This window comes from Paenibacillus oralis (assembly GCF_003863965.1).
Lineage (GTDB): Bacteria > Bacillota > Bacilli > Paenibacillales > Paenibacillaceae > Fontibacillus > Fontibacillus oralis.
Genome location: NZ_RRCN01000001.1, coordinates 296932 through 310708 on the forward strand (window position 1 = coordinate 296932; position 13777 = coordinate 310708).

A 13777-nucleotide genomic window follows, 5' to 3' on the forward strand; every position below is an offset into this window, starting at 1 on the left:
CGCAGCATATAGAAGATGGTATACTTGGCTATGCACGAAAAAAATACGAAAGGTTAGGTGAGGCCGCTTGATCCGGGTCATCTTGTATTTATTGGCCATTATCAGCGCAAACGTAATAACGGCGGCCTTTTCTCCTCTGGTTTGGGGGCCGTTTATCGTTCCGATGGGGACGTTTCTGATAGGTGCGACATTTATTCTTCGGGACCTGGTGCAAAAAAGGATCGGACGCCGCGCCACTTATTTGGTAATTTTAGCAGCTCTAGTCTTGTCCGCAATCTCGTCGGCCCTGCTTGGCGACACGCTGCTTATCTCCGTGGCCAGCGCGATTACTTTTGCGCTATCCGAAACGATTGATACCGAGATATTTACACGGCTAAAGGCCAGCCTGGCAAAACGTGTGCTATACAGCGGCCTGGTTGGCGGCGCGATCGATAGCGCGGTTTTTGTCATCGTCGGACTCTCTCCGCTGGGGGCCGGAATCCTTCCGTGGTCTGCGGTTCCGGCAGCTATTCTCGGCCAGTACCTCGTAAAATCGGCCATGCAGGCGATTGGAGCCGGTGTTATCTCGCGTATATTGCGACATAAGAAAAACGCCTAACGGCGTCTTTTAATGGCTTTGACTTCTACTTTAGACGTTACTCTAAGGGACACCAGCGACCTTATCCGCCTATTTCCCGGGTATTTCCCAGCCTAACGGACATCAACGCCCCTATTTCGCTCAAAACCTGTTCATCCAGGACGATTTGAGGTAAATAACGTCATCTGTGTCCGTTACAATTTGCAAACCCCCGTTTTTTCGAAAATAACGGCTCTGGTGTCCCTTAGCCCCCTGATTCCTCTTCTGTTCCCTCGGAACTTTATACTTAGATTATAGATACCCCAATTATACCTAATCGGACATACCGCAGCAAACCCAAGCGCGCACGACTATATATAGTCGAAGACGCAAGAAAGCGCAGGCCCAACGGAATTACTCCGCAAGCCTGCACTTTGTTTTACCGTTCCTAAAACGAATTTATCTGTACTCTGCACAGCCGTTCCCACCGCTAAAGCTTTCCCCTCAGCAGATCGTCAATTTTTAACAATCTAGTAAACGACCATTATCATTCCATTGACCGTACATTTTATTTTCTCTCGTGTTTGTTATGAATTTGTCTAATCTACTCTTAAATAATTCAGGCTGATTTATAACGCTCTGGATTGTGTCGATCCGAACTCTTTTATAAAGATCTGGAAAAGCCATAAAATTCTCATATACTTGCCTCTCCTCTTTTAGCCTTTGCTCTACCACCTTATCTATTCTAAAAGAATCCGGATTCATATCAGGAAGAACCTTTCTTCCCTCATCTCTCATTAACCCCAACTTTTCAAGGCGGCGGACACGTTCTTTATTTAATTCAGTCCACGAACTTTTTTTACTTCTAGGAGATAGTCTCTGCGCCAGCTCCGTTTCAGATATTTTCTTTTTGACTCCATCAATCCATCCAAAGCACAACGCTTCCTCTACGGCGTCCAAATATAACAACATATCAGGGACGGGCTTCATACTAACCAACACCCAACTGAACTTTTCAACCTTACAATTTTCCTGCAGCCAGATCCTTAAATCTCCTCTCGATTTTACGGGAATTAAGCTTTCAATGTCCATTATTAAAATCCCTTTTCCTTAGACCATTTTTTGGAATGACTTACTGTTTGTTCGAAATTACATTATCAAGAAACTGATCCGCGTCGCTATTAAATTTCCAGGAAACTCCGAACTGATCAACCAGCATTCCAAAGCACGAAGACCAAGGCGTATTGGATAATGGCATCACAACATGGCCGCCAACAGACAAATGTTTAAAGTATTCTTCCAATGTTGGTTGATCATCATTGACTAGACTAATAAGTACATTATTTCCTTTCACTAGTTCCCCTGTTACCGCCGCCATGGAAGGTAAAATATCCGATATCATGATTTTTCCGCCAGCAAATTCGACTGAAGACTCCATGATCATATTTAATTCATTTTCCGGCAATGGATAGTTTGGATCTTGCGGGAAATCCTTAAATTTTACTTTTTTAACTTCTTTCGCATTTAAAGCCTTCGAATAAAAATCAATCGCTTGTTCTGCAACTCCATCAAAGTTTAAATATACAATAGCTGACATAAAGCAAAACCTCCTTCTTGTTATGAATGTAGTATAATGAATAAGAGGTGACATAAGTATGTCACCATTTATAAATAAAGTACAAAAGAAGAGGCTCAACCTAATAATCAGCGCTTGACAGTCAAGCCGGTAACCGATCATGGTAAGAAATATCGGCAGTTCAACATCCGCTGTCCGGACGCTTTGCACGATTATCCCGTTTGATCCGGAAGCAGAGAGTAAATTCAGGAGAAGAGAATATGTTGGGAGAAGCAGACATGTTCGAGATTGTTAGACAGGTTTGTGGAAGGAGGTTTAGGCGAAGTGAAGCAGACCTGACAGGAGGAATGGGGTAAGGCACCGGGAAAATTGAAAGGACCGTGATAAGCCCCCACCCTCTCCCCCCCTGAACAAAAGGAATAATCGTGCAAAGCAGCATGCAGGGATACCAAGACACGAACGCTATAATTTATTTTGTCAAGCACTGATCTCGGTTTTGAACCAAAAAGAAGGAGAACATATGGAAAAGGTTGAGAGATTAATTTCCATCATCATGATATTGCTGAAAAAGGATGTTGTTTCAACCAAAGAATTCACACAATTATTTAACGTTTCCAAAAGAACGATTCTTCGTGATATGGAAACACTGAGCTTATCAAACATCCCCATCTATTCCGTCAATGGAATTCATGGTGGCTACAGTATTATGGATGAATACAAGTTTGATAAACGTCTTTTAAGCAGCTCTGACTTGGAGAATATATTGACTGCGCTCGGCGGATTGGAACAAATTCTTATTAGCGAAGAAGTTGCAGTGACTATAAAAAAAATAGAAGCCATGATTAGCCCATTGTCTCTGAAAGGTTCAATCCAACTGTCATTTTATGATTGGGAGGGTCGGTCTGAAATTCGTCAAACCTTGAAGAAGTGTCAAGAAGCAATATTAGCGAGAAGGTTAATTTCATTTGATTATATCGATAAAAATGGTATGAAAACGAATAGAATGGTCGAGCCATACCAGCTTCATTTTAGCGAAACGAGTTGGTATTTGAAAGGATTCTGTTTACATCGTATGAGATATAGAACATTTAAATTATCTCGGATCGATCATCTTCAAATGGATGAAAAAACATTTAACCCTAGAGATTATTCATTAGAACAGGAACATGAAGCCAGTTATCAACCGGAACTAGTCGCTGTAAAAGCGTTGATTTCGCCCAGCATAAAAGATCATTTCATGGAAAGGTATGGTCGAAAGAGTATTGAAAACTATAGTTCTGAACTTTTTTTGGCAACCATCCATGTTCCTCAAAACAGCATTGGATTTCAATTTTTAGCAAGTTTCGGTACAAATCTAGAAATCGTAGAACCCAAATCCTATGTTGAAGAATTTCGAAATTATTTACTTAAAATGGTGGATAAATATTCCTAAAAGGTCCCTTGCGGTGTTGGCACACCTTAAGCCGTTGCAGCGGCGTAGGATCATCGAGTAGCGCGGCCCTATCGTACAACTCGGAATTCTTCCCCGGCGTCCGGATCGTTCATAACACATTCGACAAGAAAGTCGAGCGCCGACATCCGTAACAGGCAAGCGGCCACTTCCGCGACAATCTCGTCCGTCTGCTCGATCCCCTTCGCGACCCGAACGGAATACTTGATCTCGCGTGAAATGTAGAGACGCGGATGGTTTGCGGTGTCGGCATAGCGCGTGACACAGCGCAAAACGAGATAGTTACCGCTAAAATATAGCGCCAGGTCGTCACGGATTAGCCACGCCCGGTGCAGATCATAGTCAAGCGGATCGCCGCAGAAATAGCCGTCGACGACCAAAACGCGTTCAAGACCAATGGTTGCCGGCATGTGCAAGCACCTCCAATAATTCGAGCGCGGTCATAGCGGCGATTTCCTGAATCGTTAGCTTTTGCGGCAGATTGGTGTCAAACAATACACTGCCGGGATCGCTGACCGTCCGCAGCCCGCTCTCCGTTTCTTTGACCCTCTCAACAACGAGATACGTGCCTGTGCCGGATCGATCCACGTAGGCCGCGATATTTCCGCTTAATTTGAACCCATCGTAGACAAGCACGCTCGTTTCGCCTAAACCGTCGGGGTCTTCGCAAATCTCCGTTATTTTTACGAGGTTCACTCGAATCATCCCTCCAATGCCGCTACGTCCTGCTTAAATTTAAAATAATTAACTGTAAATCAATCCAGTTTCCGCCGCGTGTCCGGACATATAGCCGCCCGTTTATCCGTCGGCCTCCGCGATACATGGCCTTCGCCTCCTAAACCTAAAATGGGTGCAACAAAGAAGCAGAAAATAGTAGATTTTTCTGGAAAATGGTGCTACAATCGTATTATCTTTTTGAGTTAATAACTTAATTAGATAATAACTCTAATCGTTAGTAACGTCAAGCGTTAAATTTGTACTTCCCAAAAATATTTTGAGGTGACTGTAATGATCGAGTTTAAGCTGTCGGAGGTACTTCGTGACCGCGGAATCACTATGTATCAACTTAGCAAGGCCACCAAGGTTAGACCAAATACGGTCAGTCAGTGGGTAAATAACGAGGAACTGCGCGCAGAGGGGAAGGAAGTCAAATCAATTAGTGTTGATGTTCTTAATGCGTTTTGCCGCGAATTGAGATGTACTCCAAATGATCTGTTACACTACGTTGAAGACTAGCCCTCAATCCCACCTCCAGTGAATAAATAAACCTAATAATAAGTGCAATTTCGTATATACCGGCTGTGACCGTTGAGGTTTGCGGCCTTTTCTAGTGTGCGTTTTCCGCACAATTTACGCATAATTAGGGCTCTTGGCCGCGTAGGGAGTGTTATCGTGAGGGACACGGATTTTGGACGGAGAAATTGAAAAAAAGTACAGTCCAAACGGACAACTCCGTAAGGACTGCCATTATAATTAACGAAAAGCCGCCTTTTCTTTCATTTCGTTAGCTCATATTGCTCCGCAGCAGTATGAATATCTATGCTACTAGAAGTCATCCGGAACAAATTGAGGTAGCATACCCATGCCCGTCACCAAACCATCCTTATCAAGGGATAATGCGACTCTGTATATTTGGGAATCACTATGATCCTGGGTAGATGACTTCAGGTATTTTTTATTTGTTGAATCATACATATAGGCCAATAAACTTTCATCTCCCATGGGCCCCTCCTCTATGTATTCTTCCCCATATAAATTAATCACCTTATCTTTTAACATACCAATATGCACCCCGCGAATAGTACGATAAAAGTTTTCTGATTCACTACTTAAACTTATCGCAATGACCTTATCATTTACATAGATTATCTTAACTCCATGCTCATAATCATAATTATTTTTCTCTTCCTCACTTTGTTCACCGCTTCCTAATATTTTTTCGGCACTCTTACGGCTCATTCCGAGATATACTTTTTGATTATTATTATCGAGAATAGTTATATCGCCCGGTGAAATGGCATTTTTGTTAAGGGCAGAGATATCTATATCATCTGCTTTATTTCCTGAATTACATCCAGTAACTAAAAGTAATAATATAATACTGATCACAAAGTAATGTGTTTTTTCTTTCATTCAGCTACATCCTTACTTTTTTATTTTCTCTTAAAACCTGCCTTCTTAGCATCGTTCCACTATGGATTAATACAGGTCATTAAGGCTCTTAGCTCTTTGTTTTAGATCGCTCAGAGAGGTCTCAATTTGACTATCGATAGCCTCAACATCAGATATGATGTCCGTTGAGTCTAACAAAGCAAAAATATTATCCTCGGTTAGTAATGAATTTGAAGAGGTGATTTTTGCACTGTTCTTTTTGAGATAGTTGATTTTTGAATCCAGGCACTTTTTATTTTCGGTCATTGCTTCATAAAGTCCATTAATACTATTATCTTTTTCTTCAATTGCCTCAATTTCTATGATATGTGAATTTAGGTCAGAACTTAATTTTTCAAGAGCCGATATCGTCTTTTGGACATCCTCATACTCATTCATCAATATCACTGTAGAATTTGCGGGAGACATTTCGTCTTCGAGCTCAACGGTGTGATCAATCAATATGTATCTAATTGCTCCTGATACTGCTTGAAACATTTTTAGTTTGCTATTTAACTCATCATATTTCTGATTAGCGTATCCGCTAAGACTCGGAACTTCTTTTTTAATTTGCTCTAACTCTTCTAGACCAGAGGAAATTTCACTGGGGGTATCATAGGATTTCACTATTCATTGTTTTTCTTAGCTTCACGTTGGGACCTCCATGGTATAAATTAAGCAAATTAAACCGGTTGTTTTACCTCCTCATTATCAATGATACTCGAACATAACATGTGACGGTTTTCGGCAGAGACTGGCTTTCATACCAGGATTCTACCATAATTAACGAAATTATGTGAGGCTTTTTTCTTATCTTGCATGCCACAAGGCCTAATCCAGAGTGTTCGCGGATATTCGCGGAGCGTCCCGGCTCCGTTAAGGACCATCGTTCTCTTTTTTAAGCGACATAAAAACGACCTCCAACGCGTAGTAATCACAAGATTACACGCATAGAGGCCGTGATCTTCAACCCTAAAACGCTGATTTCAGGGTTGTTAACGCTCAATTTTTCACCATTAATCAATCACAAGGCTGCGGCGCGCCTTCTTCATCTTTAAAGCGGAACGACTGTCCGCAGCCGCAGGTGGCGATGGCGTTCGGGTTGTGGATGGTGAAGCCGCCGCTCATGCCGGATTCCTTGAAATCGATCTCCAGCCCGTTCAGATAGCGGATGCTCTCTTTTTCAACCACCACTTTAAGCCCTTTGACGTCCATGTACACGTCGTCTTCGCTCTCCTGATCGTCAAGTCCCATCCCATATGAAAAACCGCTGCAGCCGCCGGGATTGACCCCGACGCGAAGGAACATGTTCGGCGTTTCCTCCTCAGCGAGCATATCTTTAATTCGCGCCAGCGCGCTATCGGTAATTGTAATCATGTTTTTCACACTCCTTTATAAGAAATTATACTCCACAACCCGAATCCGCTCAACAAATCCAATAAATCCGATAAATGCGATATTTCTCATTGCCGGATCATTTTCCAAGAGGCAGGCTTATTGCCCCCTTAAAAAGTGAGGTTTATAATAGGAAGGTGGTTTCATTGTCAGAATCGTTGGAAACGGAGGGAATGTCATGTCCACAGTCGTCACCCCCAACACGGAGCAAAAAATGGCGGAGATTGCCGATAAAGTGCACCGCGGAGAACGCCTCACTCTGGAGGACGGGGTCTATTTATATGAAAGCGACGATATATTGACTATTGGGCAATTAGCCAATGAGGTCAATTTACGGAAAAACGGCAAAAAGGTCTATTTTATCGAAAATATGAGCCTGTACTTTACGAATGTTTGCGAATCGCACTGCGCGTTTTGCAGCTTCCGCAAAGATCAGGGCGAAGAAGGAGCATACACGTTGTCCGGCGAGGAAATGGTTGCTTTCGTGGAGCAGCACATTACCCCCGGCGTTCGTGAATTCCATATCGTAGGTGGGCATAATAATCATGTCCCTTTTCAATATTATGTGGATTCGCTGAAAGCGCTGAAGGAGCGGTTTCCGGATGTGACGTTAAAGGCGTATACGGCGGCGGAAATCGAATTTTTCACCCGGATTAGCGGCCTCAGCACCAAGGAAGTGCTCGTGGAGCTGCAAAAAGCCGGCCTGCAGTCGTTAACCGGCGGCGGCGCGGAAATTTTGTCCGACCAATACCGGGAAAAAATGAAGGTGGAAAAAGCGAATGTCCAGCAGTATTTGGACGTTCACCGGACCGCTCATGAGCTAGGCATGAAAACGCCAACGACGATGCTGTACGGCTCGATCGAATCGTATGAGGACCGGATTCGCCATATGATTCAAATTCGCGAACTCCAGGACGAGACCGGCGGATTTAGCGTGTTTATTCCGCTGTCCATGCAGCCGCGCAACAAAAACGCCAGCATTATGCGCCGGAATTCGGCTTACGAGGATCTCAAGACAATCGCGATCAGCCGGCTGATGCTCGACAATATCCAGCATATCAAGGCGTATTTCATCAATATCGGCGTGCAGCTGACGCAAGTCGCCCTCACGTTCGGAGCCTCCGATGTGCACGGTACGATTTTGAAAGAGCAAATCAGCCACGCGGCCGGAGCGCAAACGCCGGAAGGGCTCACGCTGAAAGAGCTGATCTGGCTTGTCAAAGGAGCCGGGCGCATCCCGGTCGAGCGGGACACATTCTACAACGAAATCAAAGTTTACGAATAATCCGACGCGGATTCCTTAATTTTCGTCAGAATCCGCTCATACAGCTGGTCGGCGTTCTTCGCCTCCACCGGCTCCCCGTCGACCAGCACGTAGGGGAACATAAAACAGGTTCCGCAGCTGGTCAGGCAGCCGTATTCGTAAACATCGCAATCCTGCCGCTCTCGCACTTTGCGGATCGCCTCGCCGGTCCCGAAACCGGCATTGTTTGCACAAAATTCAATAATCGGCTTCACTTTTCGGCCTCCCGCTTTAAGAAGCATTTAAATTTTAGCTTTTTTGTAATATAATAAGGCAAGAAAGGAGTTGAACACAATGAGTGAAAATGTACAAGATAGATTGTATGACGAAGTTTCCGAAGTGCTCGACAAACTGCGTCCTTTCCTGCAGCGCGACGGCGGCGACGTTGAATTGGTCGACGTGGAGGACGGCATCGTCAAACTGAAACTGATGGGTGCCTGCGGCAGCTGCCCAAGCTCCACCATCACGCTCAAAGCGGGGATCGAACGCGCCCTGTTTGAAGAAGTCGAAGGCGTGGAAGAGGTTGTCCAAGTATTCTAAGACCATCATGATGCAATAATAAACTCGGCCCAACCGGTTTTAGCCGGCGAGGCCGAGTTTTTTGTTTTGTTATGACGGTTTGATCCACGGACGGATCGGGTCCAGCCCGCCGGAAATGTCCATAATGTTCCCGGTGATGAAATCGGAATCCGGATGGCACAAAAAAGCGATGACGCGGGCGATATCCTCGCCGCTGCCGGGCCGGCCGAGCGGCGTTTCCCCGTCCTGCTTCTCCCTCGCCTCGCGGATCGAAATCTCCTTGTTCCGTCCGCGAATGTCGCCGGGACATACCATATTGACGGTAATCCCATACGGCGCTTCTTCGACGGCGAGCGTCTTCGTGAAGGAGACGAGCCCCGTTTTGGCGGCGGCATACACCGCGCGATGCGGCCAGGCCCGGGATTCCGCCGCGTGCCCGAAGCCGAAGTGGATGATCCGTCCCCAGCTTTTTTCCCGCATGCCCTTTAGCACCTGATGATCCAGCAGCATCGTCCCGACAAGATTGCCGTTGATCATCTCCAGCACTTCAGCCTGGCTGTAATCGGCGAACAGCTTGCGTTCCCGGATGAAAGGGCCGGCATTGTTGACGAGGATATCGATCGTCCCTAAGCTTTCGTTCACCTGCCGGGCCAGATCTTCGATTTGCTCTCCGTGCGATATGTCCGCCTGCACTGCGATGCAGCGCACGCCCATCCGCTCGATTTCGGAACGAAGGGAGAGCGCTTCCGATTCGCTATGTACGAAATTCAGCGCGATATTGCAGCCTTGCGCGGCCAACGTGAGCGCCGTCTTTTTTCCGAGACCTTTGGCGCTCCCGGTGATTAGGGCAACCTTACCCAGCAACGTTCCTACTCCTCCTCCCAAACTGCGCATTTACTTCAAGTATAAAAGATTTGGGACGTTCCCACAAACGGCCAAACACTTTACATCGCTTTGAGCTTATACAGACTATGGTACAACTCCGCCAATAAGTTGAATCCGGACGAAAGATCCACGACCAGCCCGGAACTGAACAACTTGTCATTAACGGCCTCGTTATGAACCAAATACAGGTTTTTGCGCTGATACCAGTTCAGCACTTCCGCGGATTTAGCCGGATCGAGAATACGCTTGTAACGCTCCCCCTCGATCACAAATGTATTTTGCGAGTTGAAAAATGAAGTAACTTGTTGAAACTGCTGCGGCTCAGCATCGATCCATTCGCGCAGCTTGTCCATCGTTTCCTTGGTTGCGCCGTAATATCCCATGCCAAAGCGATAAGAATCGGGATGCAGCTCGAAGAAAAACGCCGGAGCGTCCCTCCATTCCTTGGACGGCCGTTTAAACGTTATCCACATGGTGTTGCGATACAAGAGCTTATCCTTCGAAAAACGGGTGTCGCAATGAATGCGCGATATCGTTTTATTGACGGATGGCCGGGTTTCCAGCAGTGGATCGATATTCAGCATACCTTCGCTTAAATCCGCCACCAACGACTGCATCGGCTCCAGTAAAACTCGCGTATATACTGCCCGATTTTCCTCAAACCACGGCTTGGAATTGTTGCGCTGCACTTCCTCCAGAAACGTCAATGTTTCGGGGGAAAAACCTTGAAAAGCTCCGGCACGAACCGAACCCATGGCCATCAACCTCCTAATAATCTTAGCTTAGGCAAAACCGTTCTGCATTTTGTGCAAAGCCGGTCATCGCTTGATAAATTTCATCGGTTGACCTTCTTTCCGGCTGGGTAAGTTATTCTGCAAACTCATTCGTTTCCCCTTTATTTTGGAGGATATACAAATGTTGGACAAGTTTAAAATCACACGAAAGACACGTCTATCGGCATATTTGAACGGTTAGTTGTAAAAGTTACAACTAGATTTAATTAAAGTTACGGAATCATATGTTTTAATTGCATATCATGCAACTACAACTAAACTATTCCGTCATCCCTTCGGGATACACAGATTTAATTGCAGGATTTGCATTTAAACACTCATATAACCATATATCCTGTTAAATAAGTGTACATTTTACAACTATTCAACAGTGCACCAAACAGGTCCGTGCAGGATTCTCCAATAACAGAAAAATCCCGCTGCTCTCGCAGCGGGATAACTATAACAATTTCTTAAAATACCGGCACCAGCGCGCCTTTGTACGTATCGTTGATGAACGTTCTGACATCGTCGGAAGTCAGCGCTTTGGCCAGCTTTTGGATCGCCTCGGAATCTTTGTTGTCCGGGCGGGCTACCAAAATATTGGTGTACGGTGAGTCTTTATCCTCAATGAACAAAGCGTCCTGCGTCGGGTTCAGATCGGCTTCCAGCGCATAGTTCGTGTTGATCAACGCCAGATCCACTTCCGCCAGCTGACGAGGCAGCATGGCCGCATCGGCTTCGACGAACTTCAGGTTTTTCGGATTTTCCGTAATGTCCTTTGTCGTGGCCGTAATGCCGGCGTCATCCTTCAGCTTGATCAAACCTTGTTTCTGGAGCAGCAGCAGCGCGCGTCCGCCGTTGGTCGGGTCGTTCGGAATCGCCACTTTCGCGCCGTCCGGAATTTCGTCCGCGGATTTGTATTTGTTCGAGTAAGCGCCAAACGGCTCAACGTGAACGCCTACTACCGGAACGAGGTCAAAACTGTTTTGCTTGTTTTGCTCGTCAAGATAAGGCTGATGCTGGAAATAGTTCGCATCGAGTTCTTTTTCGAAAAGCTGTACGTTAGGTTGCACGTAGTCGGTGAACTCCTTGACTTCAAGCTCAACGCCTTCCTCTTTCAGCTTCGGAGCGATGAAGCGCAAAATGTCGGCATGAGGCACCGTTGCGCCTACCACCAGTTTCACCGGTTCAGCCGCAGTATTCGTGTCCCCGCTTTCCGAACTGCCTTCAGCAGCCCCGGCATTCGTCGTACCGGCGTTTCCGCCTGCAGCGCTGCCCGCACCATTATTTGCCGCGTTGTTGCTGCCGCACGCCGAGAGTACCAATACAAGCGCCAGCGTAAGCAAAGATAAAGTCCATTTTTTCATTGCAGTTCTTCCCCCTTAAAATGTGTTTTGAATAAGGATTCATATCTATTTGGGTAATTCCTTATTTCCGCGTAAAAAAGATAACCAGCCGGTCGCCCAGCATTTGCAGCACTTGCACCAGAATGACCATGAATACGACAGAGACAAGCATCACTCCCGACTCGTAACGGTAGTAACCGTAACGGATGGCCAGGTCGCCGAGTCCGCCGCCGCCGACCATGCCCGACATCGCCGTGTAGGACACGAGCGTCACGACGGTGATCGTCATCCCGGCGATCAGGCCGGGCAGCGATTCCGGCAGCAGCACCTTGCGGATGATTTGGAACGATGAGGCGCCCATCGCTTGGGACGCTTCAATCACCCCGCGATCAACCTCGCGCAACGCCGTTTCCACCAAACGGGCGAAAAACGGAGCGGCCCCGATCACCAGCGGCGGAATCGTTCCTTCCACGCCGGTCGAAACGCCCATGATCGCCCGGGTCACCGGAATCAAGGCGACGATCAGAATGATAAACGGCACCGAACGCAGGATATTGACGATAAACGAGACAATCCGGTAAATCCAGGCGAGCACCGCGGACGATGAACGGGAACAGGTGAACAGCAGCACCCCAAGCGGAAGCCCGATCAAAAACGTGAACAGGGAGGCATATCCCAGCATTTTCAGCGTATCGATCGTGGCCGTGCCCATTTCGGGCCAATCCAACCCGGCGAAATCCACGTTCCACATTATCCGATCACCTCCACATCAAGATCCCGTGCTTTCAGGAGCGCCAGCGTCCGGTCAACATCGGCGTCCGCGCCCTCAAAAGAAACGGTAAGCTGCCCGTACGGCACTTCCTTGATCGTCGATATCGTCCCCTGCAGGATTGCGAAATTCACGCCGGTCTCCCGGACGACCTGGGACAATACCGACTCGTACGTCTTCGCCCCAAGGAACGTGATCTTCACCAGCCGGGACCATTCCGGACGCGGCACTGAAGCACCCAGCTTGACGCCTTCCTCCCCGGCGGCGTCCCGGTGAATAAACTCACGCGTGACCGGATGCTTCGGCTTCAGGAACACCTCGGTCACCGGCCCTTCCTCGACGATGCCGCCCTCGTGAATGACCGCCACCCGGTCGCAGATGCTTTGAATGACGTGCATCTCGTGCGTAATGAGCAGGATTGTTAAATGAAACTTCTTATTGATGTCCAGCAGCAGCTTCAAAATCGAGTCCGTCGTTTGCGGATCAAGCGCCGAAGTCGCTTCGTCGCACAGCAGGACATCGGGGTCGCTCGCCAGCGCCCGGGCGATGCCAACCCGCTGCTTCTGGCCCCCGGACAGCTGCGCCGGATATTTATGGCGGTGCTCTTCCAAACCGACCAATGCCAGCAAGCTGCCCACCTTTTCCGCAATGACCGCCTTCGGCGTTCCGATCAGCGTCAGTGGAAAAGCGATGTTATCATAGACGGTGGCCGACGACAGCAGGTTAAAATGCTGAAAAATCATGCCGATTTTGCGCCGCTGCTGCTGCAGTTCGCGTTTGCCCAGCTTCGTCAGCTCCACGCCGCCGACCCACACCTCGCCTTCCGTCGGACGTTCAAGCAAGTTAATACAGCGGATCAGCGTGCTTTTGCCGGCCCCCGAGTGGCCGATGACGCCGAAGATTTCCCCTTTTTGCACGCTCATATTAAGGCCCGACAACGCGGTGGTTGACGTTTTTTTGCCGCTGTAAATTTTGGTGATGCCTTTGAGTTCAATCAAGCTCCTAACCCCCTTTTCCACACCATTTCCGCTTCATATAAATAAAGAGCCCC

Annotated in this window: 18 protein-coding genes; 5 read left to right on the forward strand and 13 right to left on the reverse strand. The window is 47.3% G+C overall.

The genetic code is table 11. The annotated features are described in order from the left end of the window. The first annotated feature begins 70 nt into the window (after positions 1 to 70). Positions 71 to 598, forward strand: a complete 528-nt coding sequence (locus EHV15_RS01355) for a VUT family protein (protein ID WP_128635118.1) — start codon at positions 71 to 73, stop codon at positions 596 to 598. A gap of 480 nt (positions 599 to 1078) precedes the next feature. Here the strand turns inward: EHV15_RS01355 and EHV15_RS01360 are convergent, their stop codons facing one another. Next, on the reverse strand, positions 1079 to 1648 hold the full coding sequence (locus EHV15_RS01360; protein WP_128629698.1) for a YdeI/OmpD-associated family protein: 570 nt from the start codon (positions 1646 to 1648) through the stop codon (positions 1079 to 1081). A gap of 40 nt (positions 1649 to 1688) precedes the next feature. Then, positions 1689 to 2153, reverse strand: a complete 465-nt coding sequence (locus EHV15_RS01365) for a VOC family protein (protein ID WP_128629699.1) — start codon at positions 2151 to 2153, stop codon at positions 1689 to 1691. Positions 2154 to 2652: 499 nt separating this feature from the next. Between EHV15_RS01365 and EHV15_RS01370 the strand changes: the two genes are divergently transcribed. Then, positions 2653 to 3564, forward strand: coding sequence for a helix-turn-helix transcriptional regulator (locus tag EHV15_RS01370; protein ID WP_128629700.1), 912 nt, complete (start codon positions 2653 to 2655; stop codon positions 3562 to 3564). Between the two features lie 68 nt (positions 3565 to 3632). On the opposite strand, the gene EHV15_RS01375 is transcribed toward EHV15_RS01370, so the two are convergent. After that, positions 3633 to 3992, reverse strand: coding sequence for a hypothetical protein (locus EHV15_RS01375; RefSeq protein ID WP_128629701.1), 360 nt, complete (start codon positions 3990 to 3992; stop codon positions 3633 to 3635). Next, positions 3970 to 4278 carry a hypothetical protein gene (locus EHV15_RS01380; RefSeq protein WP_128629702.1) on the reverse strand — a complete coding sequence of 103 codons (309 nt, stop codon included), beginning with the start codon at positions 4276 to 4278 and terminating at the stop codon, positions 3970 to 3972. Before EHV15_RS01380 ends, EHV15_RS01375 begins: the two co-directional genes overlap by 23 nt. A 312-nt stretch (positions 4279 to 4590) precedes the next feature. On the opposite strand from EHV15_RS01380, the gene EHV15_RS01385 reads away from it, so the two are divergent. Next, positions 4591 to 4818 carry a helix-turn-helix domain-containing protein gene (locus EHV15_RS01385; protein WP_128629703.1) on the forward strand — a complete coding sequence of 76 codons (228 nt, stop codon included), beginning with the start codon at positions 4591 to 4593 and terminating at the stop codon, positions 4816 to 4818. A 309-nt stretch (positions 4819 to 5127) separates the two neighbouring features. On the opposite strand, the gene EHV15_RS01390 is transcribed toward EHV15_RS01385, so the two are convergent. From EHV15_RS01390 to EHV15_RS01400, 3 genes are all read right to left on the reverse strand, one after another. After that, positions 5128 to 5715, reverse strand: a complete 588-nt coding sequence (locus tag EHV15_RS01390; protein WP_128629704.1) for a hypothetical protein — start codon at positions 5713 to 5715, stop codon at positions 5128 to 5130. Positions 5716 to 5781: 66 nt separating this feature from the next. Then, positions 5782 to 6360 (reverse strand): hypothetical protein, encoded by a 579-nt coding sequence (locus EHV15_RS01395; protein ID WP_128629705.1) that lies wholly within the window; start codon positions 6358 to 6360, stop codon positions 5782 to 5784. A gap of 393 nt (positions 6361 to 6753) precedes the next feature. Beyond that, entirely contained in the window at positions 6754 to 7110 is a 357-nt protein-coding gene (locus tag EHV15_RS01400; RefSeq protein ID WP_128629706.1) for a HesB/IscA family protein, read from the reverse strand. A 196-nt stretch (positions 7111 to 7306) separates the two neighbouring features. On the opposite strand from EHV15_RS01400, the gene mqnE reads away from it, so the two are divergent. Next, positions 7307 to 8413, forward strand: coding sequence for an aminofutalosine synthase MqnE (gene mqnE / locus EHV15_RS01405; RefSeq protein WP_128629707.1), 1107 nt, complete (start codon positions 7307 to 7309; stop codon positions 8411 to 8413). Here the strand turns inward: mqnE and EHV15_RS01410 are convergent. Continuing rightward, complete coding sequence (locus EHV15_RS01410; protein ID WP_128629708.1) at positions 8404 to 8646, reverse strand: YuzB family protein; 243 nt, start codon at positions 8644 to 8646, stop codon at positions 8404 to 8406. The genes mqnE and EHV15_RS01410 overlap by 10 nt on opposite strands. 79 nt (positions 8647 to 8725) lie before the next feature. Between EHV15_RS01410 and EHV15_RS01415 the strand changes: the two genes are divergently transcribed. Further along, the gene (locus tag EHV15_RS01415; protein ID WP_036620067.1) at positions 8726 to 8971 is read left to right on the forward strand and encodes a NifU family protein; all 246 of its coding nucleotides are present in this window, start codon (positions 8726 to 8728) and stop codon (positions 8969 to 8971) included. 69 nt (positions 8972 to 9040) lie between these two features. On the opposite strand, the gene EHV15_RS01420 is transcribed toward EHV15_RS01415, so the two are convergent. The 5 genes from EHV15_RS01420 to EHV15_RS01440 form a co-directional block, all read right to left on the reverse strand. Further along, positions 9041 to 9814: an SDR family oxidoreductase gene (locus tag EHV15_RS01420; protein WP_128629709.1), complete on the reverse strand. Its 774-nt coding sequence runs from the start codon at positions 9812 to 9814 to the stop codon at positions 9041 to 9043. Positions 9815 to 9894: 80 nt separating this feature from the next. After that, complete coding sequence (locus tag EHV15_RS01425; RefSeq protein WP_128629710.1) at positions 9895 to 10590, reverse strand: DUF2461 domain-containing protein; 696 nt, start codon at positions 10588 to 10590, stop codon at positions 9895 to 9897. Positions 10591 to 11081: 491 nt separating this feature from the next. Continuing rightward, positions 11082 to 11978: a MetQ/NlpA family ABC transporter substrate-binding protein gene (locus EHV15_RS01430; RefSeq protein WP_128629711.1), complete on the reverse strand. Its 897-nt coding sequence runs from the start codon at positions 11976 to 11978 to the stop codon at positions 11082 to 11084. Between the two features lie 61 nt (positions 11979 to 12039). After that, positions 12040 to 12708, reverse strand: coding sequence for a methionine ABC transporter permease (locus tag EHV15_RS01435; protein ID WP_128629712.1), 669 nt, complete (start codon positions 12706 to 12708; stop codon positions 12040 to 12042). After that, positions 12708 to 13724 (reverse strand): methionine ABC transporter ATP-binding protein, encoded by a 1017-nt coding sequence (locus EHV15_RS01440; RefSeq protein ID WP_128629713.1) that lies wholly within the window; start codon positions 13722 to 13724, stop codon positions 12708 to 12710. The genes EHV15_RS01435 and EHV15_RS01440 overlap by 1 nt, the downstream gene beginning before the upstream one ends. Between the last annotated feature and the right edge of the window lie 53 nt (positions 13725 to 13777).

What these genes read in the sequence shown, in the direction of transcription:
- EHV15_RS01360 (WP_128629698.1), bottom strand. Translation starts at nt 1,648, where the DNA reads ATGGACATTGAAAGCTTAATTCCCGTAAAATCGAGAGGAGATTTAAGG.
- EHV15_RS01365 (WP_128629699.1), bottom strand. Translation starts at nt 2,153, where the DNA reads ATGTCAGCTATTGTATATTTAAACTTTGATGGAGTTGCAGAACAAGCG.
- EHV15_RS01370 (WP_128629700.1), top strand. Translation starts at nt 2,653, where the DNA reads ATGGAAAAGGTTGAGAGATTAATTTCCATCATCATGATATTGCTGAAA.
- EHV15_RS01375 (WP_128629701.1), bottom strand. Translation starts at nt 3,992, where the DNA reads ATGCCGGCAACCATTGGTCTTGAACGCGTTTTGGTCGTCGACGGCTAT.
- EHV15_RS01385 (WP_128629703.1), top strand. Translation starts at nt 4,591, where the DNA reads ATGATCGAGTTTAAGCTGTCGGAGGTACTTCGTGACCGCGGAATCACT.
- EHV15_RS01390 (WP_128629704.1), bottom strand. Translation starts at nt 5,715, where the DNA reads ATGAAAGAAAAAACACATTACTTTGTGATCAGTATTATATTATTACTT.
- EHV15_RS01400 (WP_128629706.1), bottom strand. Translation starts at nt 7,110, where the DNA reads ATGATTACAATTACCGATAGCGCGCTGGCGCGAATTAAAGATATGCTC.
- mqnE (WP_128629707.1), top strand. Translation starts at nt 7,307, where the DNA reads ATGTCCACAGTCGTCACCCCCAACACGGAGCAAAAAATGGCGGAGATT.
- EHV15_RS01415 (WP_036620067.1), top strand. Translation starts at nt 8,726, where the DNA reads ATGAGTGAAAATGTACAAGATAGATTGTATGACGAAGTTTCCGAAGTG.
- EHV15_RS01425 (WP_128629710.1), bottom strand. Translation starts at nt 10,590, where the DNA reads ATGGGTTCGGTTCGTGCCGGAGCTTTTCAAGGTTTTTCCCCCGAAACA.
- EHV15_RS01430 (WP_128629711.1), bottom strand. Translation starts at nt 11,978, where the DNA reads ATGAAAAAATGGACTTTATCTTTGCTTACGCTGGCGCTTGTATTGGTA.
- EHV15_RS01435 (WP_128629712.1), bottom strand. Translation starts at nt 12,708, where the DNA reads ATGTGGAACGTGGATTTCGCCGGGTTGGATTGGCCCGAAATGGGCACG.